This is a genomic window from Janthinobacterium sp. Mn2066 (genome assembly GCF_049319705.1).
GTDB lineage: Bacteria > Pseudomonadota > Gammaproteobacteria > Burkholderiales > Burkholderiaceae_D > Janthinobacterium.
In genome coordinates this window covers 151,211-167,359 of record NZ_JBMOUF010000006.1, presented here as the reverse complement: position 1 = coordinate 167,359, position 16,149 = coordinate 151,211, and the positions used below count along the sequence as shown (strand labels likewise).

General features: G+C 60.1%; 16 protein-coding genes. 15 read left to right on the top strand and 1 reads right to left on the bottom strand.

Annotation, left to right across the window (positions count from 1 at the left end):
• Position 1 precedes the first annotated feature (1 nt).
• The 14 genes from ACL9RI_RS13285 (at position 2) to ACL9RI_RS13220 (ending at position 14,010) form a co-directional block, all read left to right on the top strand.
• Positions 2-607 (top strand): methyltransferase, encoded by a 606-nt coding sequence (locus ACL9RI_RS13285; protein ID WP_422727048.1) that lies wholly within the window; start codon positions 2-4, stop codon positions 605-607.
• A gap of 80 nt (positions 608-687) precedes the next feature.
• A complete protein-coding gene (locus ACL9RI_RS13280) occupies positions 688-996 on the top strand; it encodes an FmdB family zinc ribbon protein (RefSeq protein ID WP_422727047.1) in 309 nt (102 codons plus the stop codon).
• Positions 997-1,050: 54 nt separating this feature from the next.
• Positions 1,051-1,680 carry a DUF502 domain-containing protein gene (locus ACL9RI_RS13275; RefSeq protein ID WP_422727046.1) on the top strand — a complete coding sequence of 210 codons (630 nt, stop codon included), beginning with the start codon at positions 1,051-1,053 and terminating at the stop codon, positions 1,678-1,680.
• Positions 1,681-1,743: 63 nt separating this feature from the next.
• The gene (gene aspS, locus ACL9RI_RS13270; protein ID WP_422727045.1) at positions 1,744-3,549 is read left to right on the top strand and encodes an aspartate--tRNA ligase; all 1,806 of its coding nucleotides are present in this window, start codon (positions 1,744-1,746) and stop codon (positions 3,547-3,549) included.
• Positions 3,550-3,605: 56 nt separating this feature from the next.
• Complete coding sequence (gene nudB / locus ACL9RI_RS13265) at positions 3,606-4,073, top strand: dihydroneopterin triphosphate diphosphatase (RefSeq protein ID WP_422727044.1); 468 nt, start codon at positions 3,606-3,608, stop codon at positions 4,071-4,073.
• Between the two features lie 19 nt (positions 4,074-4,092).
• Complete coding sequence (locus tag ACL9RI_RS13260) at positions 4,093-4,386, top strand: hypothetical protein (RefSeq protein WP_422727043.1); 294 nt, start codon at positions 4,093-4,095, stop codon at positions 4,384-4,386.
• 83 nt (positions 4,387-4,469) lie between these two features.
• Positions 4,470-5,285, top strand: coding sequence for an endonuclease/exonuclease/phosphatase family protein (locus ACL9RI_RS13255; protein ID WP_183680666.1), 816 nt, complete (start codon positions 4,470-4,472; stop codon positions 5,283-5,285).
• A 9-nt stretch (positions 5,286-5,294) separates the two neighbouring features.
• Positions 5,295-6,458 (top strand): cardiolipin synthase ClsB, encoded by a 1,164-nt coding sequence (clsB, locus tag ACL9RI_RS13250; RefSeq protein ID WP_422727042.1) that lies wholly within the window; start codon positions 5,295-5,297, stop codon positions 6,456-6,458.
• Positions 6,455-6,844, top strand: a complete 390-nt coding sequence (locus tag ACL9RI_RS13245; RefSeq protein ID WP_422727041.1) for an RNA-binding S4 domain-containing protein — start codon at positions 6,455-6,457, stop codon at positions 6,842-6,844. The genes clsB and ACL9RI_RS13245 overlap by 4 nt, the downstream gene beginning before the upstream one ends.
• A 228-nt stretch (positions 6,845-7,072) precedes the next feature.
• Positions 7,073-7,681 (top strand): TetR/AcrR family transcriptional regulator, encoded by a 609-nt coding sequence (locus tag ACL9RI_RS13240; RefSeq protein WP_422727238.1) that lies wholly within the window; start codon positions 7,073-7,075, stop codon positions 7,679-7,681.
• A 62-nt stretch (positions 7,682-7,743) separates the two neighbouring features.
• Positions 7,744-9,534: an acyl-CoA dehydrogenase C-terminal domain-containing protein gene (locus ACL9RI_RS13235; protein ID WP_422727040.1), complete on the top strand. Its 1,791-nt coding sequence runs from the start codon at positions 7,744-7,746 to the stop codon at positions 9,532-9,534.
• Between the two features lie 14 nt (positions 9,535-9,548).
• Positions 9,549-11,948: a 3-hydroxyacyl-CoA dehydrogenase/enoyl-CoA hydratase family protein gene (locus ACL9RI_RS13230; RefSeq protein ID WP_422727039.1), complete on the top strand. Its 2,400-nt coding sequence runs from the start codon at positions 9,549-9,551 to the stop codon at positions 11,946-11,948.
• Positions 11,949-11,961: 13 nt separating this feature from the next.
• A complete protein-coding gene (locus ACL9RI_RS13225; protein ID WP_422727038.1) occupies positions 11,962-13,158 on the top strand; it encodes an acetyl-CoA C-acyltransferase in 1,197 nt (398 codons plus the stop codon).
• 72 nt (positions 13,159-13,230) lie between these two features.
• Positions 13,231-14,010, top strand: a complete 780-nt coding sequence (locus ACL9RI_RS13220) for an enoyl-CoA hydratase (protein ID WP_422727037.1) — start codon at positions 13,231-13,233, stop codon at positions 14,008-14,010.
• Positions 14,011-14,027: 17 nt separating this feature from the next.
• Here ACL9RI_RS13220 and ACL9RI_RS13215 read toward each other — a convergent pair whose 3' ends face one another.
• On the bottom strand, positions 14,028-14,906 hold the full coding sequence (locus tag ACL9RI_RS13215) for a LysR family transcriptional regulator (protein ID WP_422727036.1): 879 nt from the start codon (positions 14,904-14,906) through the stop codon (positions 14,028-14,030).
• 103 nt (positions 14,907-15,009) lie between these two features.
• Between ACL9RI_RS13215 and lldD the strand changes: the two genes are divergently transcribed.
• Positions 15,010-16,149 carry an FMN-dependent L-lactate dehydrogenase LldD gene (gene lldD / locus ACL9RI_RS13210; RefSeq protein ID WP_422727035.1) on the top strand — a complete coding sequence of 380 codons (1,140 nt, stop codon included), beginning with the start codon at positions 15,010-15,012 and terminating at the stop codon, positions 16,147-16,149.

Here is a 16,149-nt window from a genome sequence, read left to right as displayed (position 1 = left end):
GATGGCTGACTTTCAAACGCGCGATCCACGCTCGCCCGCCTTTTGGGATGAGCGGTTCGACAAGCAATTCACGCCGTGGGACCACGGTGGCGTGCCGGCGCGGCTGCGCCGGTTTGTGCAAGATCAAGCGGCACCGTTGCGCTGTTTGATACCCGGCTGCGGTTCGGCCCATGAGCTGGCTTTCATGTTTGACTCTGGCTGGGACGCTACGGCCATCGATTTTTCACCGGCGGCCGTGGCGACTGCCCGGACCGTGGTGGGGGCCGAACGGGCAGGGCAGGTGGTGGAAGCCGATTTCTTTGCCTGGCAGCCTACTGCGCCGCTGGACCTGATCTATGAGCGGGCGTTTCTGTGCGCCATGCCACGCGCCATGTGGCCGCAGGTAGCCGCCCGCTGGGCGCAGCTGCTGGCGCCGGGCGCCATGCTGGCCGGTTACTTTTTCTTTGATGACAATGCCAAGGGTCCGCCATTTGGCATTTCTCGTGAGCAATTGCAAGAGCTGCTGTCGCCGTACTTCGATTGCCTGCTTGATGAGGCCGTTGAAGATTCCATCGCCGTGTTTGCTGGCAAGGAACGCTGGATGGCCTGGTCGCGCCGGGCTGGCTGATGGCGGGCGGGGCAATTTCCGTTGAGGGCAACGGAAAAGCTTTATAATTCAGGGTTTTTGATGATTTTTGCGGAGTTGTGATGCCGATTTACGCTTACCGCTGTGAAGAATGTGGTTTTGCCAAGGATGTCTTGCAAAAGATCTCCGATCCTGTGTTGACGGTCTGCCTGTCTTGCGGCAAACCCAGCTTCAAGAAACAATTGACCGCCGCCGGTTTCCAATTGAAGGGTACCGGCTGGTACGCAACCGATTTCCGTGGCGGCACGGCGCCCACGACGGCTATTCCGACGGGCCCGGCCGATGCGGCCAAGCCAGCGGCGACGCCTGCGGCAGAGAGCGCGCCTGCGGCTGCCCCAGCGGCCCCGGCTGCAGCCTCCAAGGCAGACTGAAACAAGGCGGAGCGGGCCTGGCCGCCGTGGCAGACTTCCATTACCGAGAGACCGATGCGTAAATATTTTATTACCGGCTTGCTGATCCTGGTGCCACTGGCCATTACCCTGTGGGTATTGAATCTGGTGGTGGGCACCCTGGACCAGTCGCTATTGCTGGTGCCGGAACAGTATCGCCCGAAACAGCTGTTCGGCTTTGACATTCCCGGCCTGGGCACGATACTGACGATAGTGATCGTGTTTTTGACGGGCTTGCTGACGAATAACCTGGTCGGCAATTACGTGGTGAGACTCTGGGAAAAGCTGCTGCAGCGCATTCCTATCGTCAACTCCCTGTATTCGAGCGTCAAGCAAGTGTCGGATACCTTGTTTTCCTCGTCGGGCAATGCTTTCCGTAAGGCAGTGCTGGTGCCGTATCCGCACCAGAATTCCTGGACCATCGCTTTCCTCACCGGCGTGCCGGGCGGCGATGCGGCGAACCACCTGGTGGGCGACTATGTCAGCGTGTATGTGCCGACGACGCCGAATCCGACGTCGGGCTTCTTCCTGATGATGAAGCGCAGCGATGTGGTCGAACTTGACATGAGCGTGGATGCTGCGCTCAAGTACATCGTCTCGATGGGCGTGGTGGCGCCTGCGGAAGTTGTTGCTGCCGCTGTCACGGCGCCGGCAGCCAAAGAATAAAGGCAGGCGTCCCATGGGGGACGTGGCCGGAACGAACATTCATTAACCTGAACTGAGAATCTTATGTCTATGCGTACTCAATACTGCGGCCTCGTCACCGAAGCCATGCTTGGTCAAACCGTCAGCCTGTGCGGCTGGGTGCATCGCCGCCGCGACCACGGCAGCCTGATTTTCATCGACTTGCGCGACCGTGAAGGCCTGGTGCAGATCGTCTGCAATCCTGAACAAGCGGAAATGTTCAAGGTCGCCGAAGCAGTGCGCAATGAATTCTGCCTGCGCGTGACCGGCGTGGTGACGGCACGTATCGACGGCACCATCAACAACAACCTGAAATCGGGCAAGATCGAAGTGGTGTGCTCCGAGCTGGAAGTGTTGAACGCCTCCGTGCCTGTGCCATTCCAACTGGACGACGACAACCTGTCGGAAACCACGCGTTTGACGCACCGCGTGCTGGACCTGCGCCGCCCGCAAATGCAAAACAACCTGCGCCTGCGCTATAAAGTGACGATGGAAGTGCGCAAGTACCTGGACGCGCTGGGCTTCATCGACATCGAAACGCCGATGCTGACCAAATCGACGCCAGAAGGTGCGCGCGATTACCTGGTGCCATCGCGTGTCAACGCTGGTAACTTCTTCGCCTTGCCGCAATCGCCACAGTTGTTCAAGCAACTGTTAATGGTTGCTAACTTCGACCGTTACTACCAAATCACCAAGTGCTTCCGCGACGAAGACTTGCGCGCTGACCGTCAGCCGGAATTCACCCAGATCGACTGCGAAACCTCGTTCCTGACGGAACAGGAAATCCGCGACCTGTTCGAAGACATGATACGCGTCGTCTTCAAGAACACCCTGGGCATCGAGCTGCCGAACCCATTCCCGGTGATGGATTTCGCCACCGCCATGGGCTTGTATGGTTCCGACAAGCCAGACATGCGCGTCAAGCTGGCCTTTACCGACTTGACCGAAGTCATGAAGTCGGTCGAATTCAAGGTCTTCAACGCCGCTGCCAACCTGCCGAACGGCCGCGTGGTGGCCCTGCGCGTACCGCAAGGCGGCAGCATGGCGCGTTCGGAAATCGACGCCTACACCCAGTTCGTTGCCATCTACGGCGCCAAGGGCCTGGCTTACATCAAGGTCAATGAAAAAGCCAAGGGTCCTGAAGGCTTGCAATCGCCGATCGTCAAGTTCCTGCCTGCCGACGTGCTGGCCACGATCCTGGAGCAAACCGGTGCAGAAGACGGCGACCTGATCTTCTTCGGCGCGGACAAGGCCAAGGTCGTCAACGACGCCATCGGCGCACTGCGCGTGAAAATCGGCCACAGCGAATTCGGCAAGAAATCGGGCCTGTTCGACGACGTGTGGAAACCATTGTGGGTGGTCGACTTCCCGATGTTCGACTACGACGAAGAGTCGGACCGCTGGACCGCGACCCACCATCCATTCACGGCGCCAAAAGACGGCCATGAAGACATGCTGGAAAGCAATCCAGGCGCCTGCATCGCCAAGGCCTACGACATGGTCTTGAACGGCTGGGAACTGGGCGGCGGTTCGATCCGTATCCACCGCGAAGAAGTGCAAAGCAAGGTTTTCCGTGCACTGAAGATCGATGCCGAAGAAGCCCAGCTGAAGTTCGGCTTCCTGCTCGACGCCCTGCAATACGGCGCGCCACCGCATGGCGGCCTGGCATTCGGCCTGGACCGTATCGTGACCATGATGACCGGTTCCGAATCGATCCGCGACGTGATCGCTTTCCCGAAAACCCAGCGCGCCCAGTGTCTGCTGACACAAGCGCCGTCGGAAGTGGACGAGAAGCAACTGCGCGAACTGCACATCCGTTTGCGCGGCGCCGAGCCTAAAGTAGCAGGCTAAGGTTTAGTTTAAGCTATAAAAAAAGGCGCTGAAGAGGCGCCTTTTTCATTCTTGATATGAGCCATAAAATTCCCGTTTCCGTGCTGGTGGTCATCCATACGAGCGAGCTCGAGGTGTTGCTGATCGAGCGCGCGGGCCAGCCCGGCTTTTGGCAATCGGTGACCGGTTCCGTCGACGCCCTCGACGAGCCGCTGCTGCAGACGGCTGCGCGCGAACTGTTCGAAGAAACCGGCATCGTTGCCGATGGTCACACCATCGTGCTGCGCGACTGGCAACTGTCGAATGTGTACGAAATCTACCCGATCTGGCGCCACCGTTATGCACCGGGCGTGACGCGCAACACGGAACACGTGTTCAGCGTGCAAGTGCCGCGCGATACGGTGATCACCCTGAGTCCCCGCGAACACTTGCAATATGCGTGGCTGCCTTACCTGGCGGCGGCCGACCGGTGTTTTTCCTCGTCCAATGCGGAAGCCGTGTTGCAATTGCCGGCCATCACTGGCCTGGCGGCACGCCATCCCTGAATTTTCAAGAAAGTATCCCATGTTGAACTGGATTAAATTGACCCCCCAGCAAAAGCTGGGCGGTACCCTCGGCATCATTTTTTGCCTGTGCCTGATCCTGGCCCTGTTTGCCTTTGCCACGCCGGGCCGCACGCCCTCGATCGGCTTGCCGCTGATGGCGATTGGCTGGCTGCTGCATCCGGGCGCATTTGTGCCAGGCAAGCGCACGGTGGCCTGGCGCGGCGCGCCCTTGCTGGTCAAGGTGGTGTGGGCGGGCGGCATCGCGGCCCTGTGCATCAGCGTCTCGGCAGGATTGGCGCGCATCATGGCGTAAAACGCCAGTTTTTTGCCCGCGTAGGTGCGCACGCGCACCTAGCATGGCGCCGTGACGCCCGCGTCTGGGAGTAGAATCGGTGCATGAAAATCCGCGTAGCAACTTATAACATCCACAAGGGTGTCTCTTCCGTGCGGGGGCTGCCCAGGGTGCATGCCTTGAAGCAGGCCATCACCCTGTTCGATGCCGATGTGGTCTTCCTGCAAGAAGTGCAGGGCAAGCATGACCACAAGGCGGCCCGCTTTGGCGCCGAAGAACATGGCCACAAGCATTGGCCCGAAGCGTCGCAGCATGAATTCTTTGCTGGTCCGGAACACCATACGGCGTATGGCATGAATGCCGTGTATGACCATGGTCACCACGGCAATGCCTTGCTCAGCAAATATCCCATCGCCTCGCAAACCAACCACGATGTCTCCGACCATGCCTATGAGCAGCGCGGCATCTTGCATTGCGTGCTGAATACGCCGAAAGCCGATGTGCACTGTTATGTGGTGCACCTGGGCTTGTTCGAGGCAGGGCGGGGGCGGCAGACGCAGGCCTTGATCGAAGCCGTGCTGGCCTCGGCGCCGAATGGCGAACCGGTCATTATCGCTGGCGACTTCAACGATTGGCGCAATACGCTCAGCGACAAGCTGCGCAATGCGCTGGGTGTGGTGGAAGTATTCGACCAGCGGGCGTCGAACTCGGCCCTGGGCGACCTGGTGCGCACCCTGGCGCGGCGCCAGGCGAAAGCGCCGGTGCCGGCGCGCACCTTTCCCGCCGCCTTGCCCTGGTTCCGCCTGGACCGCATCTATGTGCGCGGTTTCCAGGTGGAGGGCGCGCAAGTGATGCACGGCACTTTGTGGGCCAAGCTGTCGGACCACGCGCCCATCGTCTCCGTACTGAAACTGGCGTAGACTGCCCGCATGCGATCAGTCAATTTCACTGCCCATAACGACATTACCCTCCTGCATTGCGGCGCCGATTATTTTCCCGCGCTGATAGCCGCCATTGATGGCGCGCATGCCGAAGTCTATTTCGAAACCTATATCTTTGCCGACGATGAAACCGGTGCTTTGGTGCTGGACGCCCTGAAGCGGGCGGCCGCGCGCGGCGTGCTGGTATGCATGATTACCGACTGGTTCGGTACCGGCAATCGCCGGGTCAACGCCATGCATGCCGAGCTGGAAGCGGCGGGCGTGCACCACCGTATCTTCAACGCCTGGTTCCGGCGCGGTATCACGCGCACGCACCGCAAAATCTGCGTGGCCGATGGCGAGATCGCGCTGGTGGGCGGCATCAATATCAATGACGACATGTTTTGCGACTACGACCACAGCATCAGCCTGGCGGCGCCCCGTTGGGATTTCGCCGTGCAGGTCAAGGGCCCGCTGGTGGCCGCCATTCACGAAGAAGCGCATGCGCAGTGGGCGCGGCTGGGCAAGATGAACCTGGTGCGCCGTATCAAGCTGTACAGCAAGATGCGGCGGGTCAGCAAGGAGTTGTCCAGGCATCCGGTAGTGGCGGGCTTCGTGGTGCGCGACAACTTGCGCAACCGGCGCACCATACAGCGTGCGTATTTGCAGGCGCTGGGCCAGGCGCGCAAGAGCGTGCTGCTGGCCAATCCTTATTTTGCACCAGGACAAAAATTACGCCGGGCGCTGGCCCAGGCGGCCCATCGGGGCGTGGACGTGGTGCTCTTGATCGGCGTGGGCGAGTTCCGCATGCAAGATGCCGTGGCGCACTCGTTTTATCCGAAACTATTGGCCGCTGGCGTGAAAATCGTCGAATACCGCAAGACCCAGTTGCACGCCAAGGTGGCGGTAGTCGATGATGACTGGGCGACAGTGGGGTCCAGCAATATCGATGCGCTCAGCCTGTTTCTGAACCAGGAAGCCAATGTGGTGATCAAGGACGTGGCCTTCGCGCAAAGCCTGCGCAAGCATATAGAACAGGGGATCGCCGACGGTACGGTGATACACCAGGATGATTTCAAGCACATCGGCCGTTTTCGCCGTCTTGGTTACGAAGTGGCTTTTTTTGCCTACCGGCTGGTGATGCGCATTTTTTCAGTAGGGAAGTATGCATGAACGATTTGACTAGTCTTCGTATCGATAAATGGCTGTGGGCGGCGCGCTTTTTCAAGACGCGCACCCTGGCCAGCGACGCCGTCGATAACGGTAAAGTAAAAGTGGCTGGCGAGCGGGTCAAGCCGGCGCGCGGTTTGAAGGTGGGTGATGAATTGTCGATCGACAATGGCGCGGAGATCTGGGAAGTGGTCGTGCTGGGCTTGTCCGACAAGCGCGGCGCGGCCCCCGTGGCGCGCTTGCTGTATGCAGAAACGCCGGCCAGCATCGCGCGCCGCGAGCATATTGCCGAAGAAAGAAAACTCTTCCGTGAACCGGGCGAGACCATCAAAGGGCGGCCGACCAAGCGCGACCGTCGTCAACTGAGCAAGGCGGGCGACCTCTCCTGAGATCGCCATGACCAGGCCTTGTGGGGCAGGAATACACCTGCCCGCAATGCTGCGCCGCACCAATAGAAGAGCGACTCTAAAGTTCCCGTTTGACTTTTATGTTGTACTGGATAATAGTACGAGCGTTCGGATTTTTTCATGGCGTGCTTTTTTTTGCTCTCCATGCAAGTTCCGCCAGATCGGCAACATCAACATGGAACGGTACTTTTGAATACCTCAGTCAAATTCATGCGCAAAGGCGAACTGACCCGTGCAGCCATCCTGGACGTGGCGCTGGACCTGTCCAGCCGCGACGGCCTGGAAGGCCTGACCATCGGCCTGCTCGCAGACAAAATGAACATGAGCAAGTCGGGCGTATTTGCCCACTTCGGCTCGCGCGAAGACTTGCAGATGGAGGTGTTGAAGCTTTACCACCACCGTTTCGAGCAAGAAGTCTTTTTCCCCAGCATGAAAGAACCACGCGGCATCCAGCGCCTGCAATCGATGTTTGCGCGCTGGGTCAAGCGGGTCAGCGTGGAAATCGCTTCCGGCTGCATCTATATCAGCGGCGCCGTCGAGTATGACGACCGTCCGGGTCCGATCCGTGAAGCCCTGGTGGCCATGGTGCAAGCCTGGCAGGGCGCCTTGCTGCGCTGCGTACAGCAATCGATCACCACCGGTGATTTGAAACCTGGCACCGATGCGCCGCAATTGGTCTATGAAATGTATGGTCTGATCCTGGCGCTGCACCACGATGCGCGTTTCCTGCGCGTGCCAGGCAGCATAGAACGGGCGCAAGCGGGCTTTGTCCGCCTGCTCGATTCTTACCAGAATCCGGCAGCCGTCAATCAAGAATAGCCGTAACAGAACAAGCAGTTCACAAGTACAACACTTTAGCTAAACGTCTTCAGGAGAAAATTATGGGTCAATACGTCGCGCCAATCCGGGATATGCAATTCGTCCTGCACGAGTTCCTGCAAGTGGAAGAAGAATTGAAGCAAATGCCGCATTACGGTGACGTCGACGCCGACATCATCAACCAGGTTCTGGAAGAGGGCGGTAAATTTACTTCTGAAGTATTGTTCCCGCTGAACCACTCCGGCGACCGCGAAGGCTGCCACCATGATCCTGTCACGAAAACCGTGACCACGCCTAAAGGCTTTAAAGAAGCCTACAAACAGTACGTCGAAGGCGGCTGGGCGGCGCTGGCTTGCGATCCGGAATATGGCGGCCAGGGCTTGCCAGTGGTGTTGAACAACTCGTTTTATGAAATGCTGAATTCGTCGAACCAGGCCTGGTCCATGTACCCTGGCCTGTCGCACGGCGCTTACGAGTGCCTGAAAGAGCACGGCACGCCGGAACAGAAATCGACCTATCTGCCGAAACTGGTATCGGGCGAATGGACCGGCACCATGTGCCTGACCGAACCGCACTGCGGCACCGACCTGGGCCTGCTGCGCTCGAAAGCGCTGCCTGAAGCAGACGGTTCCTGGACCATCACCGGCAACAAGATCTTCATCTCGGCCGGCGAACACGATATGTCGGAAAACATCTTGCACCTGGTGCTGGCCCGCGTGCCGGATGCACCGGAAGGCTCGAAAGGCATCTCCCTGTTCCTAGTGCCGAAATTCCTGCCGAACGCAGACGGCAGCGTCGGTGCACGCAACCCGATCACTTGCGGCGCGATCGAAGAAAAAATGGGCATCCACGGTAACTCGACTTGCCAGATGAACCTGGACGGCGCGAAAGGCTGGATCATCGGCCAGCCGAACAAGGGTCTCAACGCCATGTTCGTGTTCATGAACGCGGCCCGCCTGGGCGTGGGCATGCAGTCGCTGGGCCTGACGGAAATCGCTTATCAGAACGCGCTGATCTACGCCAAGGACCGCACGCAAATGCGTTCGCTGTCCGGCGTCAAGAATCCTGAACTGCCAGCCGACCGCATCATCGTGCACCCGGACGTGCGCCGCATGCTGTTGACCGGTAAAGCCTATGCCGAAGGCGCGCGCGCTTTCACTTCTTACGTGGCGCTGCAGATCGACCGCGAGCTGCACCACCCTGACGCCGACGTGCGCAAGGAAGCGGCCGATGAAGTAGCGCTGCTGACCCCAGTCATCAAGGCCTTCATTACCGACAACGCCTGGATCGCCACCTCGGATGCGATGCAAGTGTTCGGCGGCCACGGCTACATCGCCGAGTGGGGCATGGAACAGTATGTGCGCGACGCGCGCATCAACATGATCTACGAAGGCACCAACACCATCCAGTCGCTGGACCTGCTGGGCCGCAAGATCCTCGGCGACAACGGCGCCAAGCTGCGCAAGTTCGGCGAAAAGATCAAGGCCTTCGTCGAAGACAACGGCACCGATGAAGCGATGAGCGAATTCGTCACGCCACTGGGCGACCTGGGCGACAAAGTCACCAAGCTGACCATGGAAATCGGCATGAAAGCCTTCCAGAATCCGGACGAAGTGGGCGCGGCCTGCGTGCCTTACCTGCGCGTCGTCGGTCACATGATCTACAGCTACCTGTTCGCGCAGATGGCCAAGATCGCTCTCGAAAAAGAAGCCAGCGGCGACAAGTTCTACACCGCCAAACTGGCGACCGCACGTTTCTATTTCGCCCGCCTGCAGCCTGAGACGGCAACCCTGATCCGTCAGGCGCGTTCCGGTTCGGCCAACCTGATGGCACTCGACGCAGACCTGTTCTAAGACTTGAGGAAAATATGACCAATTTCATCGTTAAAAAAGTAGCCGTCCTCGGCGCCGGCGTGATGGGCGCGCAGATCGCCGCCCATTGCATCAACGCGAAAGTGCCGGTCGTGCTGTTCGACCTGCCAGCCAAGGAAGGCCCAAAAAATGGCATCGTGCTGCGCGCCATCGAGAACCTGAAAAAGCTGTCGCCTGCGCCACTGGGCAACAAGGATGATGCATCGCTGATCCAGGTCGCCAACTACGAAGACAACCTGGACCTGCTGGCAGGTTGCGACCTGATCATCGAAGCCATCGCCGAGCGCATGGACTGGAAACACGACCTGTATCAAAAGGTCGCACCGCATATCGCACCGAACGCGATCTTCGCCTCGAACACGTCTGGCCTGTCGATCAACAAGCTGGCTGACGGCTTCGACGCCACCCTGAAAGCGCATTTCTGCGGCGTGCACTTCTTCAATCCGCCGCGCTATATGCACCTGGTGGAACTGATTCCGACCACCTCGACCAAGCCGGAAATCCTCGACCAGCTCGAAGCCTTTTTGACCACCACCCTGGGCAAGGGCGTCGTGCGCGCCAAGGATACGCCTAACTTCATCGCCAACCGCGTCGGTATCTTCGGCATGCTGGCAACCATGCATGAAGCAGAAAAGTTCGGCCTGTCGGTAGACGTGGTCGATGACCTGACCGGCGTCAAGCTGGGCCGCGCCAAGTCCGGCACCTTCCGCACCGCAGACGTGGTTGGCCTGGACACCATGGGCCATGTGATCAAGACCATGCAGGACAACCTGGCGGATGATCCATTCTTCGGCGTCTACAAGACCCCGGCCGTACTGGCGTCCTTGGTAGAAAAAGGTACGCTGGGCCAGAAGAGCGGCGCCGGTTTCTACAAAAAAGTCGGTAAAGAGATTCAACGCCTGGACTTCGCCACCGGTGAATATGTGACCGGCGGCGGCAAGGCTGCCGACATCATCGCCCGCATCCTGAAAGAAAAGGACCCGGTCAAGAAGATGAAGGCGCTGCGCGAATCGACCAATCCACAAGGCCAGTTCCTGTGGGCGATCTTCCGCGACGCTTTCCATTACATCGCCATCCATCTGGACACCGTGGCCGACAATGCGCGCGATATCGACTTCGCCATGCGCTGGGGCTTCGGCTGGAACGTGGGCCCGTTTGAAACGTGGCAGGCATCGAACTGGCTGCAAGTGGCCAACTGGGTCAAGGAAGATATCGACGCCGGCCAGGCGCTGTGCAATGCACCGCTGCCAGCCTGGGTCTTCGAAGGCGCCGTGGCTGAAAAAGGCGGCGTGCATACGCCGGAAGGTTCGTACTCGGCGATTTCGAACAGCTTCGTGCCACGTTCGACCCTGTCCGTGTATGACCGCCAGCCATTCCGCGCCCCGGTACTGGGTAGCGGCGCCATCGATGGCAAGACCGCTGGCACCACCGTGTTTGAAGATGACTCCGTGCGCGTCTGGCATACGGGCGACGATGTGTTGATCATCTCGTTCAAGACCAAGATGCATGTGATCGGTGAAGGCGTCATCAATGGCCTGAAGCTGGCGCTGGCGGAAGCCGAGAAAAACTTCAAGGGCCTGGTGATCTGGCACGCTGATGCAGCCGAAGGCGGCGCCTTCTCGGCCGGCGCAGACTTGCAATCGGCACTGCCAGCGTTCATGCAAGGCGGCGTGAAAGCAGTCGACCCTATCATCGCCGAACTGCAAAAAACCTTTATGTCGCTGAAATACGCGAACGTGCCAGTGGTTGCCGCAGTAGCGGGCCTGGCGCTGGGCGGCGGCTGCGAGCTGGCGCTGCACGCGTCGAAACGCGTGGCCTCGATCGAGTCCTATATCGGCCTGGTGGAAGTGGGCGTGGGCCTGATTCCTGCGGGTGGCGGCTTGAAAGAAGCAGCGCAGCGCGCCTACAAGGAAGCCAAGGGCAACGACATTCTGCAATTCCTGAAAGTCGGCTTCACCAACGCAGCCACCGCCAATGTGTCGAAATCGGCGCTGGAAGCGAAGAAGATGGGCTACCTGAAGGAAGACGACGTGATCGTGTTCAACGCCTACGAGCTGCTGCACGTGGCCAAGGTGGAAGCGCGCGCACTGTTCGACGCCGGCTTCCGTCCGCAACTGCCATCGCTGATCCAGGTCACGGGGCGTTATGGCTGGGGCACCATCAAGGCGCAACTGGTCAATATGCGCGACGGCGGTTTCATCTCGGCGCACGATTTCAAACTGGGCGAAATGATCGCTGAAATCGTTTCGGGCGGCGACGTGGACCAGGGCAGTTTTGTCAGCGAGCAGTGGTTGCTGGATATGGAACGCAAGGCATTCCTCGAATTGCTGAACCATCCAAAAACCCAGGAACGCATCATGGGCATGATGCAGACCGGCAAGCCAGTGCGCAACTAATCGAAAGAACATAATGAGCAAACAACTTCAAGACGCATACATCGTCTCCGCAACCCGCACGCCAATCGGCAAGGCGCCGCGCGGCATGTTCAAGAACACCCGCCCGGACGATCTGCTGGTCAAGGTGCTGCAATCGGCATTGGCGCAAGCGCCAGGCCTGGACCCTGCGCTGATCACCGACGCCATCATCGGCTGCTCTTTCCCGGAAGCGGAACAAGGTTTTAATATCGCCCGCAACTCGGTGCTGCTGGCCGGCTTGCCGAAAACCGTGGGCGGCGTGACCGTCAACCGCTACTGCGCATCGGGCATCACGGCGATTGCCATGGCGGCCGACCGCATCCGCGTGGGCGAAGCCGACGTGATGATCGCCGGCGGTATCGAATCGATGTCCATGGTGCCGATGATGGGCCACCATCCATCGATGAACCTGGACATGTTCAGCGATGAAAACATCGGCATGGCTTACGGCATGGGCCTGACGGCTGAAAAAGTGGCGCAGCAATGGAAAGTGTCGCGCGAACAGCAGGACGCGTTCTCGGTCGAATCGCACCGCCGCGCCATCGCCGCGCAGCAAGCCGGTTTCTTCAAGGCGGAAACCACGCCCGTCGAAATCATCACCCGCACGCCTAACCTGGCCACCGGCCAGGTCGACGTTAAACGCCGCACGGTCGATACCGACGAAGGCGCGCGCGCCGATTCGACCCTGGAGTCGCTGTCCAAACTGAAACCGGTATTTGCCGCCAAGGGTACGGTGACGGCTGCGAACAGCTCGCAGATGTCGGATGGCGCTGGTGCACTGCTGATCGTCAGCGAAAAAATCCTGCGCGAACACAACCTGACCCCTCTGGCGAAATTCTCGTCGTTCGCCGTGCGCGGCGTGCCGCCAGAAATCATGGGCATCGGTCCGAAGTTCGCCATTCCTGCCGCTTGCGCCGCCGCCGGCATCACGCAAGACCAGCTGGACTGGATCGAGCTGAACGAAGCGTTCGCCGCACAAGCGCTGGCCGTGATCGGCGACCTGGGCCTGGACCCTGCGAAAGTGAACCCGATGGGCGGTGCGATTGCGCTGGGCCATCCGCTGGGCGCGACCGGTGCGATCCGCGCCGCCACCGTGATCCACGCCCTGCAACGCACCAAGCAGAAGTACGGCATGGTCACGATGTGCGTGGGTGCCGGCATGGGCGCGGCCGGGATTTTTGAACGCGTATAACGTTCAGCGATAAAAATGAAAGCCAAGGGCGCTTCAGGATCTTCCTCGGCGCCCTTTATTTTTGGAGACGATATGGATATTTTGTGCAGCAAGAGCGAGGGCATCCTCACGCTGGAATTTAACCGCCTGGAACGCAAGAACGCCATCACGGGCGCGATGTACCAGACCCTGGCCGATGCGCTGGTGGCCGCTGAAACGGACGACGCCGTACGCGCTATTTTGATCACGGGGAAACCCGAGATTTTCACGGCTGGCAATGACCTCGACGACTTCATGAAAACGGCGCGCCCGGCAGATGGCGCGCTCGACGAACAGCGCCCCGTATTCCAGTTCATGCGCGCCCTGTACGGCAGCAGCAAGCCGGTGGTGGCCGCCGTGGCCGGTCCGGCGATCGGTATCGGCACCACCTTGCTGATGCACTGCGACCTGATCTACGCGGCCGACAACGCCAAATTCTCGATGCCGTTCGCGCAACTGGGCCTGTGCCCGGAATTCGCCTCGAGCCTGCTGCTGGCGCAAATCGCCGGCTACCCGCGCGCCGCTGAAAAACTGATGCTGGGCGAAGCGTTCCCGGCCCAGGAAGCGCTGCAAATGGGCTTGATCTCGAGGGTCTTGCCACCGGAAGAGTTGATTCCGTTCGCCCGCGGCCAGGCCGCCAAGCTGGTGGCGCTGCCCGCCGCCTCGATCCGCGCCACCAAGCGCCTGATGAAGCAAAACCGCCTGGAGCCGATGAAGGCCGCCATCGCCGAAGAAAACCAGCAATTCAGTGCCATGCTGGGCGCACCGGAAGCGAAGGAAGCGTTTACGGCCTTCTTTGAAAAGCGCAAGCCGGACTTTTCGAAGTTTGCCTGAGTAGTTACGACAGAGTTTTAAAGCTGCATTCCTTTCGCCAACTCCAGCCAGGCCCGCGCCGCCGGCGGCAGATACGCTTGCCGGCGCCAGGCCAGCGTCATGTGCCAGTCGGTGCCTGGCTCAGCTAGCGCTGCTTGCCAGATGCCCGCGTGGCGGTGTTTTTCGGCCAGCATGCGGGGGAAGAAGGCCACGCCCAGGCCTGCCGCCACCAGGTCGACGATGAAGTCGATCTGCGCGCTGCGGGCGGTGATCTTCGGTTGTACGCCCTTGCGCTCGCAGGCGTCGAGGATGATGCGGTTCAGCGCAAAGCCGCCTTCGAACAGGATGAAGGGCGTGCTGGCCAGCTGGGTAAAATCCACGCGGTCGCTGCCGGCCAGCGGATGGCTGGCCGACATCAGGGCCACCAGCGGTTCCACCCGCACTTCCTGGAAATCAAAGTCGGCATGCACGGGCGCCAGGATGGCCGCCACGTCGATCTCGCCGTTGTGCAGGCATTCGTTAAGCTTTTGGCCGCCGTGTTCCAGCAACGCGATTTCGATCCCAGGATAACGGCTGCGGTAAGTGGCGAACATGGCGGCGAACACCACGCCGCTGCCGACCGGCGGAATGCCGATCCTGAGCACGCCTTTTTGCAATCCCTTCAGTTCGTCGAGTTCGGCCAATAAATCCTGGCGCTCGGCCAGCATGGCTTGCGCGCGGCGGTAGGCTATTTCACCGGCGGGTGTCAATTCGATGCGGTGGCCCAGGCGGTTGATCAAGGGCAGGCCCAGCTCGTCTTCCAGCGTCCTGACGGCCTTGCTGATGGCGGACTGGGTCAGCGACACCGTCTCGGCCGCTTGCGAAAAGCCGCCCTGGCGCACCACTTCGACAAAGGCCCGCAGTGTGCGTAGATTCATGACTATTCCATTTTCGACTGAAGTGAAGAAAAATAAGTTGTTTGCATCATAGCAAAGGCAACCCTATGCTGTGCATATCCAAACTCAGTCTCCGGGAAATGCCATGATCATCTCTTCCGCCTCCGATTACCGCGAAGCTGCCCGCCGCAAGCTGCCACGCTTCTTGTTCGATTACATCGACGGCGGCGCCAACGCCGAACATACCCTGGCCGCCAATAGCGCCGACCTGGCCACGGTCAGCCTGCGCCAGCGGATCTTGAAAAACGTCGGCAAGCTGAGCCTGAAGACGGAACTGTTTGGCCAGCAGCTGGCCATGCCGGTGATTTTGAGCCCGGTCGGCTTGACGGGCATGTATGCGCGCCGCGGCGAAGTCCAGGCGGCGCAGGCGGCTGCCGGCAAGGGTGTGCCGTATTGTTTGTCCACCGTGTCGGTGTGTTCGATCGAGGAAGTCGCGTCGCACAGCAGCGAGGCCATCTGGTTCCAATTGTATGTGCTGAAGGATCGCGGCTTCATGCGCAATGCGCTGGAGCGGGCGCAGGCGGCGGGCGTCAAGACGCTGGTGTTCACGGTCGATATGCCGACGCCGGGGTCGCGCTACCGCGATGCGCATTCCGGCATGTCCGGCCCGTACGCGGCGCCGCGCCGCATCCTGCAGGCGATGACGAAACCCGATTGGGCGCTCAATGTCGGCTTGCTGGGGCGTCCTCACGACCTGGGCAATATCTCGAAGTACCTGGGCAAGGCCACCACCCTGGAAGATTACGTGGGCTGGCTGGCGAATAATTTCGATCCATCGATCAGCTGGAAAGACCTGGAATGGATACGCGACTTCTGGAAAGGGCCGATGATCATCAAGGGCATCCTCGATGTGGAGGACGCCAGGGATGCCGTCAGTTTCGGCGCCGACGGTATCGTGGTGTCGAACCATGGCGGACGCCAGCTCGATGGCGTGCCCTCCACCGCCCGCGCACTGCCGGCGATCGCCCAGGCGGTCGGCAGCGATTTGACGGTGCTGGCCGATTCGGGCATCCGCTCGGGCCTGGACGTGGTGCGCATGCTGGCGCTGGGCGCCCGCGCCGTGCTGCTGGGGCGCTCGACCGTGTATGCGCTGGCGGCCGAAGGCAGGCATGGCGTGGAAAACATGCTCGACATCTTTGCCCGCGAAATGCAGGTGGCCATGACCTTGACCGGCGTGACATCGATCGAGCAGATCGATGCATCGATCCTGGTACGCGATCTCTGA